Origin of the sequence: Flavobacterium orientale, assembly GCF_014638005.1 — a bacterium.
Classification (GTDB): Bacteria; Bacteroidota; Bacteroidia; order Flavobacteriales; family Flavobacteriaceae; genus Flavobacterium; species Flavobacterium orientale.
Genome location: NZ_BMFG01000004.1, coordinates 251,084 through 265,238 on the forward strand (window position 1 = coordinate 251,084; position 14,155 = coordinate 265,238).

Consider the following 14,155-nt stretch of genomic DNA (forward strand, 5'->3'; position numbering starts at 1 on the left):
AAATATAAATGAAAAAGATATTTTACTTAGCATTTTTTGGAATTGTAAGTCTTTCCGTTAATGCACAAGAAATCCAAGATGCAATTAGGTATTCGCAACAAAATTTAACCGGTACGGCTCGCTTTAGAGCCATGGGTGGTGCTTTTGGAGCATTGGGTGGTGATTTATCCGCTATAACCATTAACCCTGCTAGTTCAGCTGTTTTTACATTCAATCAGTTTGGTGTAACTTTAAGCAATTTTGATATTAAAAATAAGTCAAACTATTTTGGCTCTTCTGCAACTGAAAGAGAAAACACATTTGATATCAATCAATTAGGTGCTGTATTTGTTTTTGAGGATTTTAGCACTAATCAAAGCTGGAAAAAAATTAGTCTAGGAATAAATTATGACAATACGAATAGTTTTAATAATGCATTCTTTTCTGCTGGTGTAAACCCTACTAACTCTGTAGATCAGTATTTTTTGAGTTATGCCAATGGTATACCTTTAAGTACTATTACCAACAATCCTTACAGTTTTTTAAATTACGCCGAACAACAAGCCTATATGGGGTTTGAGGGTTACATTATAGATCCTGCGAATGATAACGATCCTACTAGTAACCAATATATTTCAAATGTACCGGCCGGTGGTGATTATTACCAAGAAAATTTTGTTACTTCGAGAGGTATTAATGGTAAACTTAGTTTTAATGTTGCAGCTCAATATAAAGACAACGTTTATGTTGGACTTAATTTGAATGCACATTTTATTGATTATACTCAAAATTCAAGATTCTTTGAATCAAATACAAATGATGATCAAAACGGAGTGCAACGTCTTCGGTTTGAAAATAGTTTGTATACTTACGGAAATGGGTTTTCTTTTCAATTAGGAACAATTGTAAAAGTGACAGAAGAACTTCGTGCAGGTTTCACTTTTGAATCACCAACATGGTATTATTTAAATGATGAAACTTCTCAATTTCTTATAGCAGAAAATAGAGAAGCCGGTCAAAGTTTTACGGATATTGTTGATCCTCAAATTATTAATGTATTTCCAGCTTACCGATTACAAACTCCCGGAAAAATAACAGGTAGTTTAGCTTATGTTTTCTTAAAAAGAGGAATCATTAGCTTTGATTATAGTCTAAAAGATTACAGCAATATGAAATTTAGACCAACCGATGATTTGTATTTTAGTGATTTAAATAGAGAAATGGCTTCTATTTTAACCGTAAGTAATGAATTTAGAGTTGGAGCAGAATATAAAATCAAGCAATTGAGTTTAAGAGGAGGTTATCGTTTTGAAGAAAGTCCTTTTAAAAATTCCAATACATTAGGTAATCTCAGTAGCTTCTCAACCGGACTTGGTTATAACTTCGGAACTATAAAAGCTGATTTAGCCTACACAAATACAAAACAAAATAGAATGCAAGGTTTTTTTAGTCAAGGTTTAACTGATGCTGCTGCTATTAATTCCGTTAACAATACAATTACATTATCGTTGTTATTTGAATTGTAATAAGTAATAAACAAAATCTAAAACCACCCACAAGAGGTGGTTTTTTACTTATTGTAAAAATAAATGAATTTAAATAAGTAATTTTGCACCCGCAATTAACAAGGGTATTTATAAAATGAGAACAAAATCTACTAAGAAAAATAAAATAAATGTCATCACTTTAGGATGTTCAAAAAACGTTTACGACAGTGAAGTTTTGATGGGTCAACTTAAAGCAAATGGAAAAGATGTTGTTCATGAACAAGAGGGAAATATCATTGTTATCAACACTTGTGGTTTTATTGATAATGCCAAAGAAGAATCTGTCAATACAATTTTAGAGTATGTTGACAAAAAAGAACAAGGAATTGTAGATAAAGTTTTCGTAACCGGATGTTTATCTGAAAGATATAAACCGGATTTAGAAAAAGAAATTCCAAATGTAGATTCTTATTTTGGAACTTCTGATTTACCACTTTTATTAAAGGCTTTAGGAGCTGATTATAAACATGAATTATTAGGCGAACGATTAACTACAACTCCCAAAAATTATGCTTATTTAAAAATAGCAGAAGGCTGTGATCGTCCGTGTAGTTTTTGTGCGATCCCTTTGATGAGAGGGAAACACGTTTCGCAACCTATTGAAAAATTAGTTAATGAAGCTGAGAAATTAGCTAAAAATGGTGTTAAAGAATTAATTTTAATTGCACAAGATTTAACCTACTATGGTTTAGATTTATACAAAAAAAGAAACCTAGCAGAGCTTCTTGAAAATTTAGCAAAAGTTGAAGGTATTGAATGGATTCGTTTACATTACGCCTTCCCTACAGGTTTCCCTATGGATGTTTTGGAGTTGATGAAACGCGAACCAAAAATTTGTAACTACATTGATATCCCATTACAACATATTTCTGATTCGATTTTAAAATCTATGCGAAGAGGAACAACACAAGAAAAAACAACTTCTCTTTTAAAGGAATTCAGAAAAGCGGTGCCGGGAATTACAATCAGAACCACATTAATAGTTGGTTATCCGGGTGAAACTGAAGAAGATTTCCAAATTTTGAAAGATTGGGTACAAGAAATGCGATTTGAACGTTTAGGCTGTTTTGCTTATTCACACGAAGAAAACACGCATGCCTATTTGTTGGAAGATGATGTACCGGCAGAAGTAAAACAACAACGTGCCGCTGAAATAATGGAAATTCAATCACAAATTTCCTGGGATTTAAATCAAGAAAAAATTGGAAAATCTTTCAAATGTATCATTGACAGAAAAGAAGGTTTACATTTTATTGGAAGAACTGAATTTGATAGTCCTGATGTTGATAATGAAGTACTAATTGATGCTTCAAAATTTTATGTAAAAGTGGGTGATTTTACAACAGTAAAAATAATTGATGCTACCGAGTTTGATTTATATGGTGAGCCTGTTTAATAACATTTTTAAGCTTTAAACTATGAAAAATATAATCCTATCTTTTTTGTTCTTTCTGACACTTCAAGCTTCGGCTCAAGTTAACAGAATGATTCCTCAATCTAGAACACCTCCTCCTAAGCAAGCGACTACTGTTGATCATATTGAATATTCTGTAAATTATTTAACAAATGAGTTACAACTCGACTCTTTTCAATCTGCAGCAGTAAAATCCCATCTAACTGAAAACCAAAAAGAAGTAGAAAAGGTTCTTGAACTACAAATTAGTAGAGAAGAAAAAGAAGAAAAAATAAAAATTCTTCATGAAAAGCTTACAGCGGATATTTCTTCATTATTAAATGAGGAGCAAAAACAAAAGTTTGATGCTCTTCAACAAAAAAATAAAAAGAAAGAAAAAAAATCAAAGAAAAAAAGTTAAAAATTTTCTTTAAAGCGGAATGTTTCCATGCTTTCTGGTTGGTAAAATAACTTCTTTGTTTTCTAACATGCTAAAAGCTTTTATCAATTTTCTTCTCGTTTCATTTGGAAGGATTACCTCATCAATAAAACCACGTTGAGCTGCTAAAAATGGAGTGGCAAATTTTTCGGCATACTCGGTTTCTTTTTCAATCAATTTTGCAGCCGGGTCTTCTGCTTCAGCAATTTCTTTTTTGAATATAATCTCACTGGCTCCTTTGGCTCCCATTACAGCAATTTCTGCAGTTGGCCATGCAAAATTCATATCAGCACCAATGTGTTTAGAATTCATTACATCATAAGCACCACCATAGGCTTTTCTGGTAATAACAGTCACTCTTGGCACAGTTGCTTCACTTAAAGCATATAACAATTTAGCACCGTGAACAATGATTCCGTTCCACTCTTGGTCTGTTCCGGGTAAAAAACCTGGTACATCAACCAAAACGAGCAAAGGAATATTAAAACAATCACAAAAACGTGTAAATCGAGCTGCTTTTATTGAACTTTTAACATCTAGAACACCTGCTAAATAGAGCGGTTGATTGGCTACAATTCCGATACTTCTTCCGCCTAAACGAGCAAAACCTACTAAAATATTTTCTGCATAATTTTTATGTATTTCAAAAAAGGAATCCTCATCAATAATTCCCTGTATCACTTCATGCATATCATAAGGCTTGTTTGGATTATCCGGAATAACAGTCATGAGCTGCTCTCTAATTTCATCATTTAAAACATAAGGAATTTTAGGAGCCTTTTCTTTGTTGCTTTGAGGCAAATAACTCAATAGTTTTTTGACATCCTCCAAACATGACACATCATTTTCCGACGTTGTGTGAGCCACTCCTGATTTGCTGGAATGTGTACTTGCTCCACCTAATTCTTCAGAAGTAACGGTTTCATTAGTAACTGTTTTCACAACATTTGGCCCAGTTACAAACATATAACTGGTGTTTTCTACCATCATTGTAAAATCTGTCATTGCCGGAGAATATACCGCTCCACCAGCACAAGGTCCCATGATGGCAGAAATTTGAGGGATGATTCCACTTGATTTTACATTTCTATAAAAAATATCAGCATAACCACCCAGGGAACGAACTCCTTCTTGAATTCTCGCACCGCCAGAGTCATTCAAACCAATCATTGGTGCTCCTGTTTTGAGAGCCATGTCCATCACTTTACAAATTTTTTCGGCATGTGTTTCGGATAAAGCTCCTCCAAAAACAGTAAAATCTTGTGCAAATACAAAAACCAATCTACCATTAACAGTTCCATATCCGGTAATTACACCATCGCCATAATACTGTTCTTTTTCCATCCCAAAATCGGTAGTTCTATGTGTGACCAAAGCATCGATTTCTTCAAAAGAACCTTCGTCCATTAAATAGTTGACTCTTTCTCTGGCAGTTAATTTTTTCTTTGCGTGTTGTGTTTCAATACGTTTTTTTCCTCCGCCCAATTTTGCTTCGGCTAATTTATCTTGTACTAATTTTATCTTATTTTCCATGCTTATTGAATTGGTAATCGAACAATTTTTTGATCTTCTAGGTATTGCTTTAATGCAACCATAGCTGCAATCTGGGCTTCTTCACTTTCATTGGATTTGATTATTTCTGCGTTAAAATATTTTTTTACAAAATGCGTATCAAAATTTCCCGATTGAAAAGCTTCGTGTTCACAAACAAACCTTCCAAATGGCAAGGTGGTTTGCACTCCTTTGACTTTATAATTTTTAATTGCATGAATCATTAGTTGGATAGCCTCACTCCTATTTTTGCCATAGGTAATTAACTTGGCCAACATGGGATCATAATAAATTGGCACATCCATGCCTTGTTCAAAACCGTTATCTACACGAATTCCTTCGCCTTCAGGCAATTGATAAACCTTCAGATTACCAACACTCGGAAGAAAATCATTCAAAGGGTCTTCGGCATAAACTCTGAGTTCCAATGCATGTCCTTTAATTTGCAATTCTTCCTGCTTAACCTGTAATTTTTCGCCTTGAGCTACTAAAATTTGCATTTCTACCAAATCTAAACCCGTGATTAATTCCGTTACCGGATGCTCCACTTGAAGACGTGTGTTCATTTCAAGAAAGTAGAAATTATGATTTTCATCTAATAAAAATTCAACCGTTCCAGCTCCAAGATAATCACATGATTTGGCCACTAAAACGGCAGCTTCGCCCATTTTTTTCCGCAATTCCGGTGTTAAAACATCCGATGGTGCTTCTTCAACCACCTTTTGATGACGACGCTGAATACTACATTCTCTTTCAAATAAATATAAAATAGTTCCGTGAGCATCGGCCATCACTTGAATTTCAATATGTCTCGGTGAAGCAACATATTTTTCTATAAAAACAGAACCGTCTCCAAAAGCTGAAGTTGCTTCACTAATTGCTCGATTCATCTGTGATTCAAACTCCGTTTCATTTTCTACAACCCGCATTCCTTTTCCACCACCTCCGGCAGAAGCTTTGATTAAGATTGGGAAACCAATTTGACTAGCAATCTCTTTTGCTTTTGACACATCAGTTATAGCTTGGTCATATCCGGGAACCATAGGAATATCATAAGCTTTCACTGCTTCTTTGGCAGCTAACTTGCTTCCCATGATATGAATAGCTTTTGATTTTGGCCCGATAAAAATGATGTTATTTTTCTCTGCTTCTTCCGCAAAAGCAGCATTCTCACTTAAAAATCCGTAACCGGGATGAATGGCATCTGCACCCAACGATTTTGCAACTTCAATGATTTTGTTTCCTAATAAATAGGATTGATTCGAAGGGGATTCACCAATCCAAACTGCTTCATCAGCAAATTTTACATGAGATGCATTTCGGTCAATTGTAGAAAAAACGGCTACGGTTTTAATACCCATTTTTTTTGCCGTTTTCATTACTCTAATGGCAATTTCGCCCCGATTAGCAACTACTATTTTTGTTATTTTTTTCATTTAATCAGAATTTATCTAGTATTTCAACCCTAAATCTTGTCTTACTACTTACTACTATTATCTTAATACCTTTACTCAAACTCAACCAACAATTGTCCTTTATCAACAGTATCTCCTTTTTTGACAGCTATCGATTTAATGATTCCGTCTCTTGGGGAAGAAAAACTATTTTCCATTTTCATTGCTTCTAAAATCAATAAATTGTCATTTTCTTTAACTTCTTGACCAACTGAAACATTGATTTCTAAAATCAAACCTGGCATTGGAGCTTTTATTTCATTAACAAGTTTGGTGGCTTGTGATGCAAATCCCATGGCAGCAATTAACTGATCTAGTTCATTTTCAATAACAATTTCATATTCATTTTCATTGACTAAAACGGTATATCTTTTTTTCAAAAAATCAGTTTTGACAACATTAGCATGAAATGATTTGTGATTCTTCAACAAATGAAATGAATTGGAAGTTGAAACGCTATCTAAATTTTTAATAGCATCATGAGTTAATTCGAATTCTAAATTTGAATTGACCTTTACCTTGTACTTTTTATTCATAAGAGAAATTTGATAATTGTAAAATTATGAAAAAGAAAACGTTTTCGTAAACTAATCACACTATAAATTTGGTAATTTAATATAGTTATTTTTTGAGGATCATCACAATGTTTTATGACAATTATCATCCGTGAACACAAAAATATTTAGTAAATTAGTATTCGAAAATAATTCCTAACTAATTAAATATTTAAAGACATGATTAGTAAACATCCAATCCTCCAAGAATTTCCGGAACATTTAGAAAAAATTAAAGATTTATATCATCACAATGAAGAATTTCAAGTGCTTTTATCTTCTTATACTACTTTAGACGAAGAAATATTTGAAATTGAAAAAGGTGAAATTCCTGCCACCGATGATGTGCTTACTCACAAGAGAAAAGATCGCGTTTTTCTTAAAGACGAAATCTATTCTTATCTAACAAAAAATTAAATGAAAAACAGTTGGAAGTTGCTACTTTCAACTGTTTTTTTTATAGTTTTAAAAGTAAATTTGAATGTAAATTTCGCAAAGATTTTGAATACCAAAAAAGTTCAAAATCATCAAACTGTGTTTCATAATCAGATTTAATCTGAGAAAATGTTATGGATTGTAAATTAAAAACGGATAATTTTTGAAGCAATTCCACAAACCAAATAGCTTTTTCTTTTTCCAATGAAATTTCAACTGTTTCTATTTTGGAATGAAAAGTTAATTTCATCATTTCCCATGACTGCCCTTTTTTAGATTTGGTATAAAATTCAGTCGATGGCTTACCACCTATCCAAACGATTTTTGCTGTTGGTTTGGTAGTGAAAAGTTCTTCTTTTTCCAAACAAGAAATGATATAATCAGGAGCGACTTTTGTTTTTGGAATTTTAAAATCAAACCAATCTTGCAATTCATAATCAAAACAAATGCCGTGCATGTAATTAAAGAGTGATTTCTTTAGACCAAAACTGAATTTGTCATGATTGATTCCGGTTTTGTCTGTAAACTGAATATCGTTATTGGCAAAAGTAATTTCATTTTGCTGCGGAATAACGCCAAATTCTTCGGGAAACATGCCAACGGGACTGTGAGCCGTCATCGCAAATTGATGCCAAAAACCCGATTGTAAAATGCCTAATTCGAATAATTGCCGAACCATTTCGAGGCTATCAACCGTTTCTTGAATAGTTTGCGTTGGATATCCATACATCAAATAAGCATGTACCATGATACCGGATTCGGTAAAATTTCTTGTTACTTGTGCTACTTGTTCCACAGTAACACCTTTTTTGATGAGTTCTAATAATCTATCGGATGCCACTTCCAATCCGCCGGAAACAGCTATACAACCGGAAGCTTTTAATAGCTGACATAAATCAGCTGAAAAACTTTTTTCAAAGCGGATGTTTGTCCACCAACTTACCGTTAATTTTCGTCGCAATATTTCCAAAGCAACTTCTCGCATCAAAGCAGGTGGAGCCGCTTCATCCACAAAATGAAATCCATTTTCGCCGGTTTGAGCAATGAGTTCTTCCATTCGATCTACCAAAGTTTTGGCAGCGATGGGTTCATATAATTTGATATAATCAAGAGAAATATCGCAGAACGTACATTTTCCCCAATAGCAACCGTGAGCCATCGTGAGTTTATTCCAACGGCCATCGCTCCATAAACTGTGCATTGGATTAGCAATTTCGATGACGGAAATATAGTTATCCAATTTCAAATCGGAATAATCGGGTGTTCCGACTTCCGATTGTTTGTAGTCATGTTGGGTGGAATTGTTTTTGTAAACGACTTCATTGTTTTCGAGAAGGAAAGTTCTTTTATATTGGTCGGAAGATGGAAGATGGAGGCTGGAAGCCAAAAGCTCTATCGGCAATTCCCCATCATCTAACGTTATAAAATCGAAAAATTCGAAGACGCGTTTATCTTTTAAATCTCTTAATTCGGTATTGGGAAATCCACCTCCCATTGCCGTTTTTATGTGTGGAAAATTAGTTTTTATAAATTGAGCACATCGAAAAGCACTGTATAAATTTCCCGGAAACGGTACCGAAAAACATACTAATTTAGGTTGAATCTCAGTAAGTTTTTTATTTAAAAGTGAAAGCGTAATTTCATCAATATAAGTTGATTTTTGATTCAGTTGATGGTATAATTCGTCAAAGGAATTGGCACTTCGTCCTAATCGTTCGGCATATCGACTGAAACCGAAATTTTCATCGACGCAAGCCACGATATAATCGGATAAATCTTCGAGGTACAATGTGGCTAAATGTTTGGCTTTGTCTTGCATTCCCATTGTTCCGAAGGCATATTCCATATCATCCAACTGATCAAAACGAGAGGCTTCGGGTAGAAAATTTCCGGAACAAATTTGACGAGCTAGAGTTGGATTTTTCCCTTGAAGAAAAGCAATGACAGCATCGATTGTTTGAATGTAATCGTTTTGTAAAGCAATTATTCTTTCTATGTTGGGAGTTAGGAGTTGGGAGTTGGGAGTTTGGAAAATTCGCTCTAATCCTTTTTTTGAAAATAGTTCTAAAATCACTTCGATACCCAAATCCATCTGAAATGAGGAAATGTTTTTGGTATTCAGAAAACCTTTCAAATAAGCGGTGGCTGGATACGGCGTATTCAGTTGGGTGAAAGGTGGCGTGATGAGTAGGAGGTTTTTCAAAGGAAAAGCTTTTGGCAAAAATAGCTTTTTATCTCTTGATTATCTTTCTAAACTCAATTTCATTATCAACAGAAATAATTTTGCAAAAATAAATTCCTGATTTCAAATGTGATAAATTCACCTCAGCACTATCCGACTTTTGTTCTAAAATTTTTTTACCCAAACTATCATAAATTTCAATAGAGCTAATCTCTGAATTCAATAAATCAATTGTAATCATCCCATCTGTAGGATTTGGATATAAATTCACACTATTTCTTTCATACTGATTTGTGCTTAAAGTTGTGTCTAACATATAAGCTCCACCATTATTAGGCATGATATTACTGTTCCAATATTCTGAAGAATTACCAAACAAAACTTTATTGTCTTTGATTAGAGTAAAAAAACCAAAATTATCATTATTAATGTTGCTCATCCCTTTGTAAATATTGTGATAATTCCAATTTAAACCATTAAACTTGTAATGAAAAGCAGGGTTTTTACGCTCTACTTGAAGAATGTAAAAACCAATTGGCACAATAAACATATTATCTCCTTTCACTTTTACTTTATATTCGTAATAATCGCCTTCCAGAAACATAAAATTTTCACTAAAAATCCATTCTGATAAACTATCTGACCAATTGTAAATTTTAATCATTTTTTGACCTAAAATAGATTGATTATCCTCAATAATATCATACATGTACAGTTTATTATTTGAAAAACTTACACGGTAAGAATGAGGAACATTAATCTGACCATATTGAAATTCAAACGCAGGCATTTGAGTAGTATTGACTAATTGCCAATTAGAATTTACTTTTTTTAACGTATGAAAACTATCCACAGTCGAATTTCCTGAGGTTGTAACCATCATATCATTTTCAATTTCAACTGAAGACCCAAAAGCAAAATTCCCGGTTACTCCGGTTAAAATTTGTTGAAATGTAAAACTATCATTCGATTGATTATAAACATAAATAGCACCACTATTCACGGAGGGATTCCCATTTATATCATATCCATTAGCAGTTATAAACAACTGATTATCATGAAAAACAATGTTTGACCCAAAATAATCATTCTGAAATTGAACACTAGGCTGTATTTTAAGTAAGTAATTCCAATTATTATTCTCTTTTTTATACACATAAACAGCACCTCCATTCGCAACGTTAGTATTATTTGTAGTCGAACCTACAAACATATAATTATCAGTCATTTCAATACCACCTCCTAGTAACTGATTTGCTTCAGGAGATGGAATTAAACCATTAGACGTAATTCCTGAAGATGTATTAAAAAGATACAACCTCAAAACCCCATTGGGAGGCATCGCATCATATCCATAAACAGCTATTTCATTGCTATTAAAATTGCCGCTTACACCGAAAGCATAAACAGAAGTATAATTTTGAGGTTCAACCCTAACCAAACTTTGTCCTAAAGAACAAAAAGTAACGAAAAGTGCAAAAAGGTATAGCTTGTTCATGATGTTCTTTTTTAATTACTAAAATTAATAAAATTTAAGTTACATTCAAAATAATCTGATAAATGTTGTGTTATGCTAACCATTTGTTAAACAACTTTTGACTACTTTTATTTTCGTTATTTTTACGAAAACTTTAAAACTATGCCAACCGACTGTATCAGCTATCAAGAATCCGGATATTTTTCTTCGTTAATAAACGATTATCTGAATGAAAAACCGGAGTTGAAAGCCTTATATCATCGTTTTCCGAATATGGAAAATTTTAAATTACAGTTGGAAGAAAAAGGGAATAATTTCAATGGTAGTGGTAAATTAAAACGTGAAGTCTTGGTTTCTGTTTTGGAAAAACAATATGATTCGATAGTCACTTCTGAAACAACATTAAACAACATTAAACTTTTAAACAATTCAAACACGTTTACGGTTACAACCGGACATCAGTTGAATTTGTTCACGGGTCCGTTGTATTTTTTATATAAAATTGTTTCGACAATAAATTTGTGCAAGCAATTAAAAAAAGAATTTCCTGAAAACAATTTTGTACCTATCTATTGGATGGCAACCGAAGATCATGATTTTGAGGAAATCAACTATTTTTCCTTGCATGGAAAAAAAATAAGTTGGAATAAAAATACTTCAGGTCCTGTTGGTCGTTTGTCTACAGAAGGTTTAGAAAACGTTTTTGATGTTTTTGAGTTAGAAATCGGTCATGGTGACAATGCAAAATCCTTGAAAGAACTTTTCAAAAAAGCATATATAGAACATGCTACTTTAGCCTATGCCACCAGATATTTGGCCAACGAATTATTTAAGAACGAAGGTTTAGTTGTTATAGATGCCGATGATACTGATTTGAAAAAATCGTTTATTCCTTTTATTAAAAACGAATTGTTGCAGCAAACCGCATTTGCAAAAGTAAATGAAACGACTCCCTTGCTAGAATCGTATTCGGTTCAAGTGAATCCGAGGGAAATTAATTTGTTCTATATTGAAGATAATTTGCGGGAACGAATTGTTTTTGAAAACGGAAAATATAGCGTACTCAACACAAAACTGACATTTTCGGAACAGGAGATTTTGAAAGAAGTTGAAAATCATCCGGAAAAATTTAGTCCGAATGTGTTGTTGCGGCCGTTGTACCAAGAAGTGATTCTACCGAATTTATGCTACATTGGCGGCGGTGGCGAATTGGCGTATTGGTTGGAATTGAAATCGTTTTTTGAAAGTCAGCAAGTTACTTTTCCGATAGTGTTACTTCGTAATTCGGTTTTGTTAGCCACTGAAAAACAAGCTTCAAAAGCAGATAAATTGCAATTGACTTGGCGGGATTTATTTTTGAATCAACAAGAATTATTAAATCAGAAAACGAAATTACTGTCTGATTTTACGATTGATTTTTCAACTCAAAAAGAAGCTTTGAAAAAGCAATTTGAAGAGCTTCATAAATTGGCTCAAGCGACAGACAAATCATTTTTAGGAGCAGTAAAAGCTCAAGAAACTAAGCAAATTAAAGGGTTAGAAAACTTAGAGAAACGCTTGTTGAAGGCCGAAAAAAGAGTTCACCAAGAACAATTAAATCGAATTATTTCGTTGCAAAATGAATTATTTCCGAATCAAAGTTTACAAGAAAGAAAAGTAAATTTTTCTGAGTTTTATGTGGAGTTTGGGGTAGAATTAATTGAAAAATTATTGAACGAATTAAAACCTTTGGAAAAGGAATTTAAGGTGGTGGTTTTGTAGAGAAAACTTTTAAACTTTCAACCTTTAAACTTCAAACTAAAATCGTACCTTTGCACCCGAATTTAAACAAGCAAATTACAATGGCAACAAATAGAACTTTTACAATGATTAAGCCGGATGGCGTTGAAAACGGACACATCGGTGGGATTTTGAATATGATTACGGAAGGTGGTTTTCGTATCGTAGCAATGAAATTAACGCGATTAACTGTTGCTGATGCAAAGGCATTTTATGCTGTTCATGCTGAAAGACCTTTTTATGGCGAATTAGTAGATTTTATGACTCGTGGTCCTATTGTTGCTGCTATTTTGGAAAAAGAAAACGCTGTTGAAGACTTCAGAACTTTAATTGGTGCAACAAATCCGGCGAATGCTGCTGAAGGAACTATTCGTAAAAAATATGCTACTTCTATGGGTGAAAATGCGGTTCACGGTTCAGATTCTGATGAAAATGCAGCGATCGAAAGTGCTTTTCATTTTGCAGGAAGAGAGATGTTTTAGGTATCGGTTATCGGTTATCGGTTATCGGTTATCGGTTATCCGAAAAATACAAAAATCCCATTTCAAGTTGAAGTGGGATTTTTTATTTTTTGAAAACAAATGTTAGCATATATTTCGAAAAACAGACAACAGACTACTATCTCAACACCAACTCTTTCACTACATCCTTTCGTAGCTCTTCATTGAGCATTGTAATTATTTTTTGTTTTCCATAACTAAGTTCTTCACGCAAAACAGCCGAAGTTAAGGTGACGTAAAGTGTAGTTCCTTTCAAGATAACTTCTTTAGTATAAGTGTTTACGCCATTTCCCATGAGTTCTTTCCAAGCTTTTTCAACGTCGATTTTGTCCATACCGGATTGGAGTTTATTATTTTCAATAAACGCTTTGAGTACATCGGAAATCGGACTTTCGTTACTTAATCGCTTGGCCATTATTGGATAGAAATGGGTTTGAATCGTTTATAATGATATTCTAAATTTTGCTTGTTTTTGAGTACTAAAATACTATCGGATAACGATACGATTTCCTCGCTCCATTGGTCAAAATCAGTTTTATAATGAATTTGAAAAATATCGGAACTATCTTTAATTTGAATGGTTTCGAATTCATCATTTGTCAAAAACTTGCCATCAAATTGTGGTTTTACTTTTTTTCTGAAACCTTTTTCGTCATTCCATTCGATATAATCAACAGTTTCGTTTATTGAATACTCTTTTTCCTGACCATCAGGTAATTGTACTTTTTGAATTTCCCAATAACCATTTATTTTTGAAATAGAATCTGGAGAAACTTTTTCTTGACAAGAAATCAATACAATCAAAAAAAGAAGGGAATAAAAAAGTGGTTTCATCGTTTTAAAATAAAGTTTAAAATTACAATTA

General features: G+C 33.2%; 13 protein-coding genes. 6 read left to right on the plus strand and 7 right to left on the minus strand.

Annotated elements, in window-relative coordinates; genetic code table 11:
* Nucleotides 1–8: 8 nt before the first annotated feature.
* The 3 genes from IEV15_RS07290 to IEV15_RS07300 all read left to right on the plus strand — a co-directional run bounded on the left by IEV15_RS07290 (nt 9) and on the right by IEV15_RS07300 (nt 3,340).
* Nucleotides 9–1,505, plus strand: coding sequence for an OmpP1/FadL family transporter (locus IEV15_RS07290; protein ID WP_188361853.1), 1,497 nt, complete (start codon nt 9–11; stop codon nt 1,503–1,505).
* 115 nt (nt 1,506–1,620) lie between these two features.
* Entirely contained in the window at nt 1,621–2,922 is a 1,302-nt protein-coding gene (gene rimO, locus IEV15_RS07295) for a 30S ribosomal protein S12 methylthiotransferase RimO (RefSeq protein ID WP_188361854.1), read from the plus strand.
* A gap of 22 nt (nt 2,923–2,944) precedes the next feature.
* Complete coding sequence (locus IEV15_RS07300; RefSeq protein ID WP_188361855.1) at nt 2,945–3,340, plus strand: hypothetical protein; 396 nt, start codon at nt 2,945–2,947, stop codon at nt 3,338–3,340.
* 9 nt (nt 3,341–3,349) lie between these two features.
* Here IEV15_RS07300 and IEV15_RS07305 read toward each other — a convergent pair whose 3' ends face one another.
* The 3 genes from IEV15_RS07305 to IEV15_RS07315 form a co-directional block, all read right to left on the minus strand.
* Nucleotides 3,350–4,891, minus strand: a complete 1,542-nt coding sequence (locus IEV15_RS07305; protein ID WP_188361856.1) for an acyl-CoA carboxylase subunit beta — start codon at nt 4,889–4,891, stop codon at nt 3,350–3,352.
* Nucleotides 4,892–4,893: 2 nt separating this feature from the next.
* Entirely contained in the window at nt 4,894–6,336 is a 1,443-nt protein-coding gene (accC, locus tag IEV15_RS07310; RefSeq protein ID WP_188361912.1) for an acetyl-CoA carboxylase biotin carboxylase subunit, read from the minus strand.
* A gap of 80 nt (nt 6,337–6,416) precedes the next feature.
* Complete coding sequence (locus IEV15_RS07315) at nt 6,417–6,899, minus strand: acyl-CoA carboxylase biotin carboxyl carrier protein subunit (protein ID WP_188361857.1); 483 nt, start codon at nt 6,897–6,899, stop codon at nt 6,417–6,419.
* A 198-nt stretch (nt 6,900–7,097) separates the two neighbouring features.
* Here IEV15_RS07315 and IEV15_RS07320 point away from each other — a divergent pair, with 198 nt between their 5' ends.
* Entirely contained in the window at nt 7,098–7,334 is a 237-nt protein-coding gene (locus IEV15_RS07320) for an HP1242/YdcH family protein (protein WP_188361858.1), read from the plus strand.
* Nucleotides 7,335–7,374: 40 nt separating this feature from the next.
* Here IEV15_RS07320 and IEV15_RS07325 read toward each other — a convergent pair whose 3' ends face one another.
* Nucleotides 7,375–9,555 (minus strand): B12-binding domain-containing radical SAM protein, encoded by a 2,181-nt coding sequence (locus tag IEV15_RS07325; protein ID WP_188361859.1) that lies wholly within the window; start codon nt 9,553–9,555, stop codon nt 7,375–7,377.
* Between the two features lie 28 nt (nt 9,556–9,583).
* Nucleotides 9,584–11,032, minus strand: a complete 1,449-nt coding sequence (locus IEV15_RS07330) for a T9SS type A sorting domain-containing protein (RefSeq protein WP_188361860.1) — start codon at nt 11,030–11,032, stop codon at nt 9,584–9,586.
* A 141-nt stretch (nt 11,033–11,173) separates the two neighbouring features.
* On the opposite strand from IEV15_RS07330, the gene bshC reads away from it, so the two are divergent.
* The gene (bshC, locus tag IEV15_RS07335; RefSeq protein ID WP_188361861.1) at nt 11,174–12,772 is read left to right on the plus strand and encodes a bacillithiol biosynthesis cysteine-adding enzyme BshC; all 1,599 of its coding nucleotides are present in this window, start codon (nt 11,174–11,176) and stop codon (nt 12,770–12,772) included.
* An 80-nt stretch (nt 12,773–12,852) separates the two neighbouring features.
* The gene (locus tag IEV15_RS07340) at nt 12,853–13,272 is read left to right on the plus strand and encodes a nucleoside-diphosphate kinase (RefSeq protein WP_188361862.1); all 420 of its coding nucleotides are present in this window, start codon (nt 12,853–12,855) and stop codon (nt 13,270–13,272) included.
* A 136-nt stretch (nt 13,273–13,408) separates the two neighbouring features.
* Here the strand turns inward: IEV15_RS07340 and IEV15_RS07345 are convergent, their stop codons facing one another.
* Together IEV15_RS07345 and IEV15_RS07350 are read right to left on the minus strand one after the other, a co-directional pair.
* Nucleotides 13,409–13,705 (minus strand): DciA family protein, encoded by a 297-nt coding sequence (locus IEV15_RS07345; RefSeq protein ID WP_188361863.1) that lies wholly within the window; start codon nt 13,703–13,705, stop codon nt 13,409–13,411.
* The gene (locus IEV15_RS07350) at nt 13,705–14,124 is read right to left on the minus strand and encodes a lipocalin-like domain-containing protein (RefSeq protein ID WP_188361864.1); all 420 of its coding nucleotides are present in this window, start codon (nt 14,122–14,124) and stop codon (nt 13,705–13,707) included. Before IEV15_RS07350 ends, IEV15_RS07345 begins: the two co-directional genes overlap by 1 nt.
* Between the last annotated feature and the right edge of the window lie 31 nt (nt 14,125–14,155).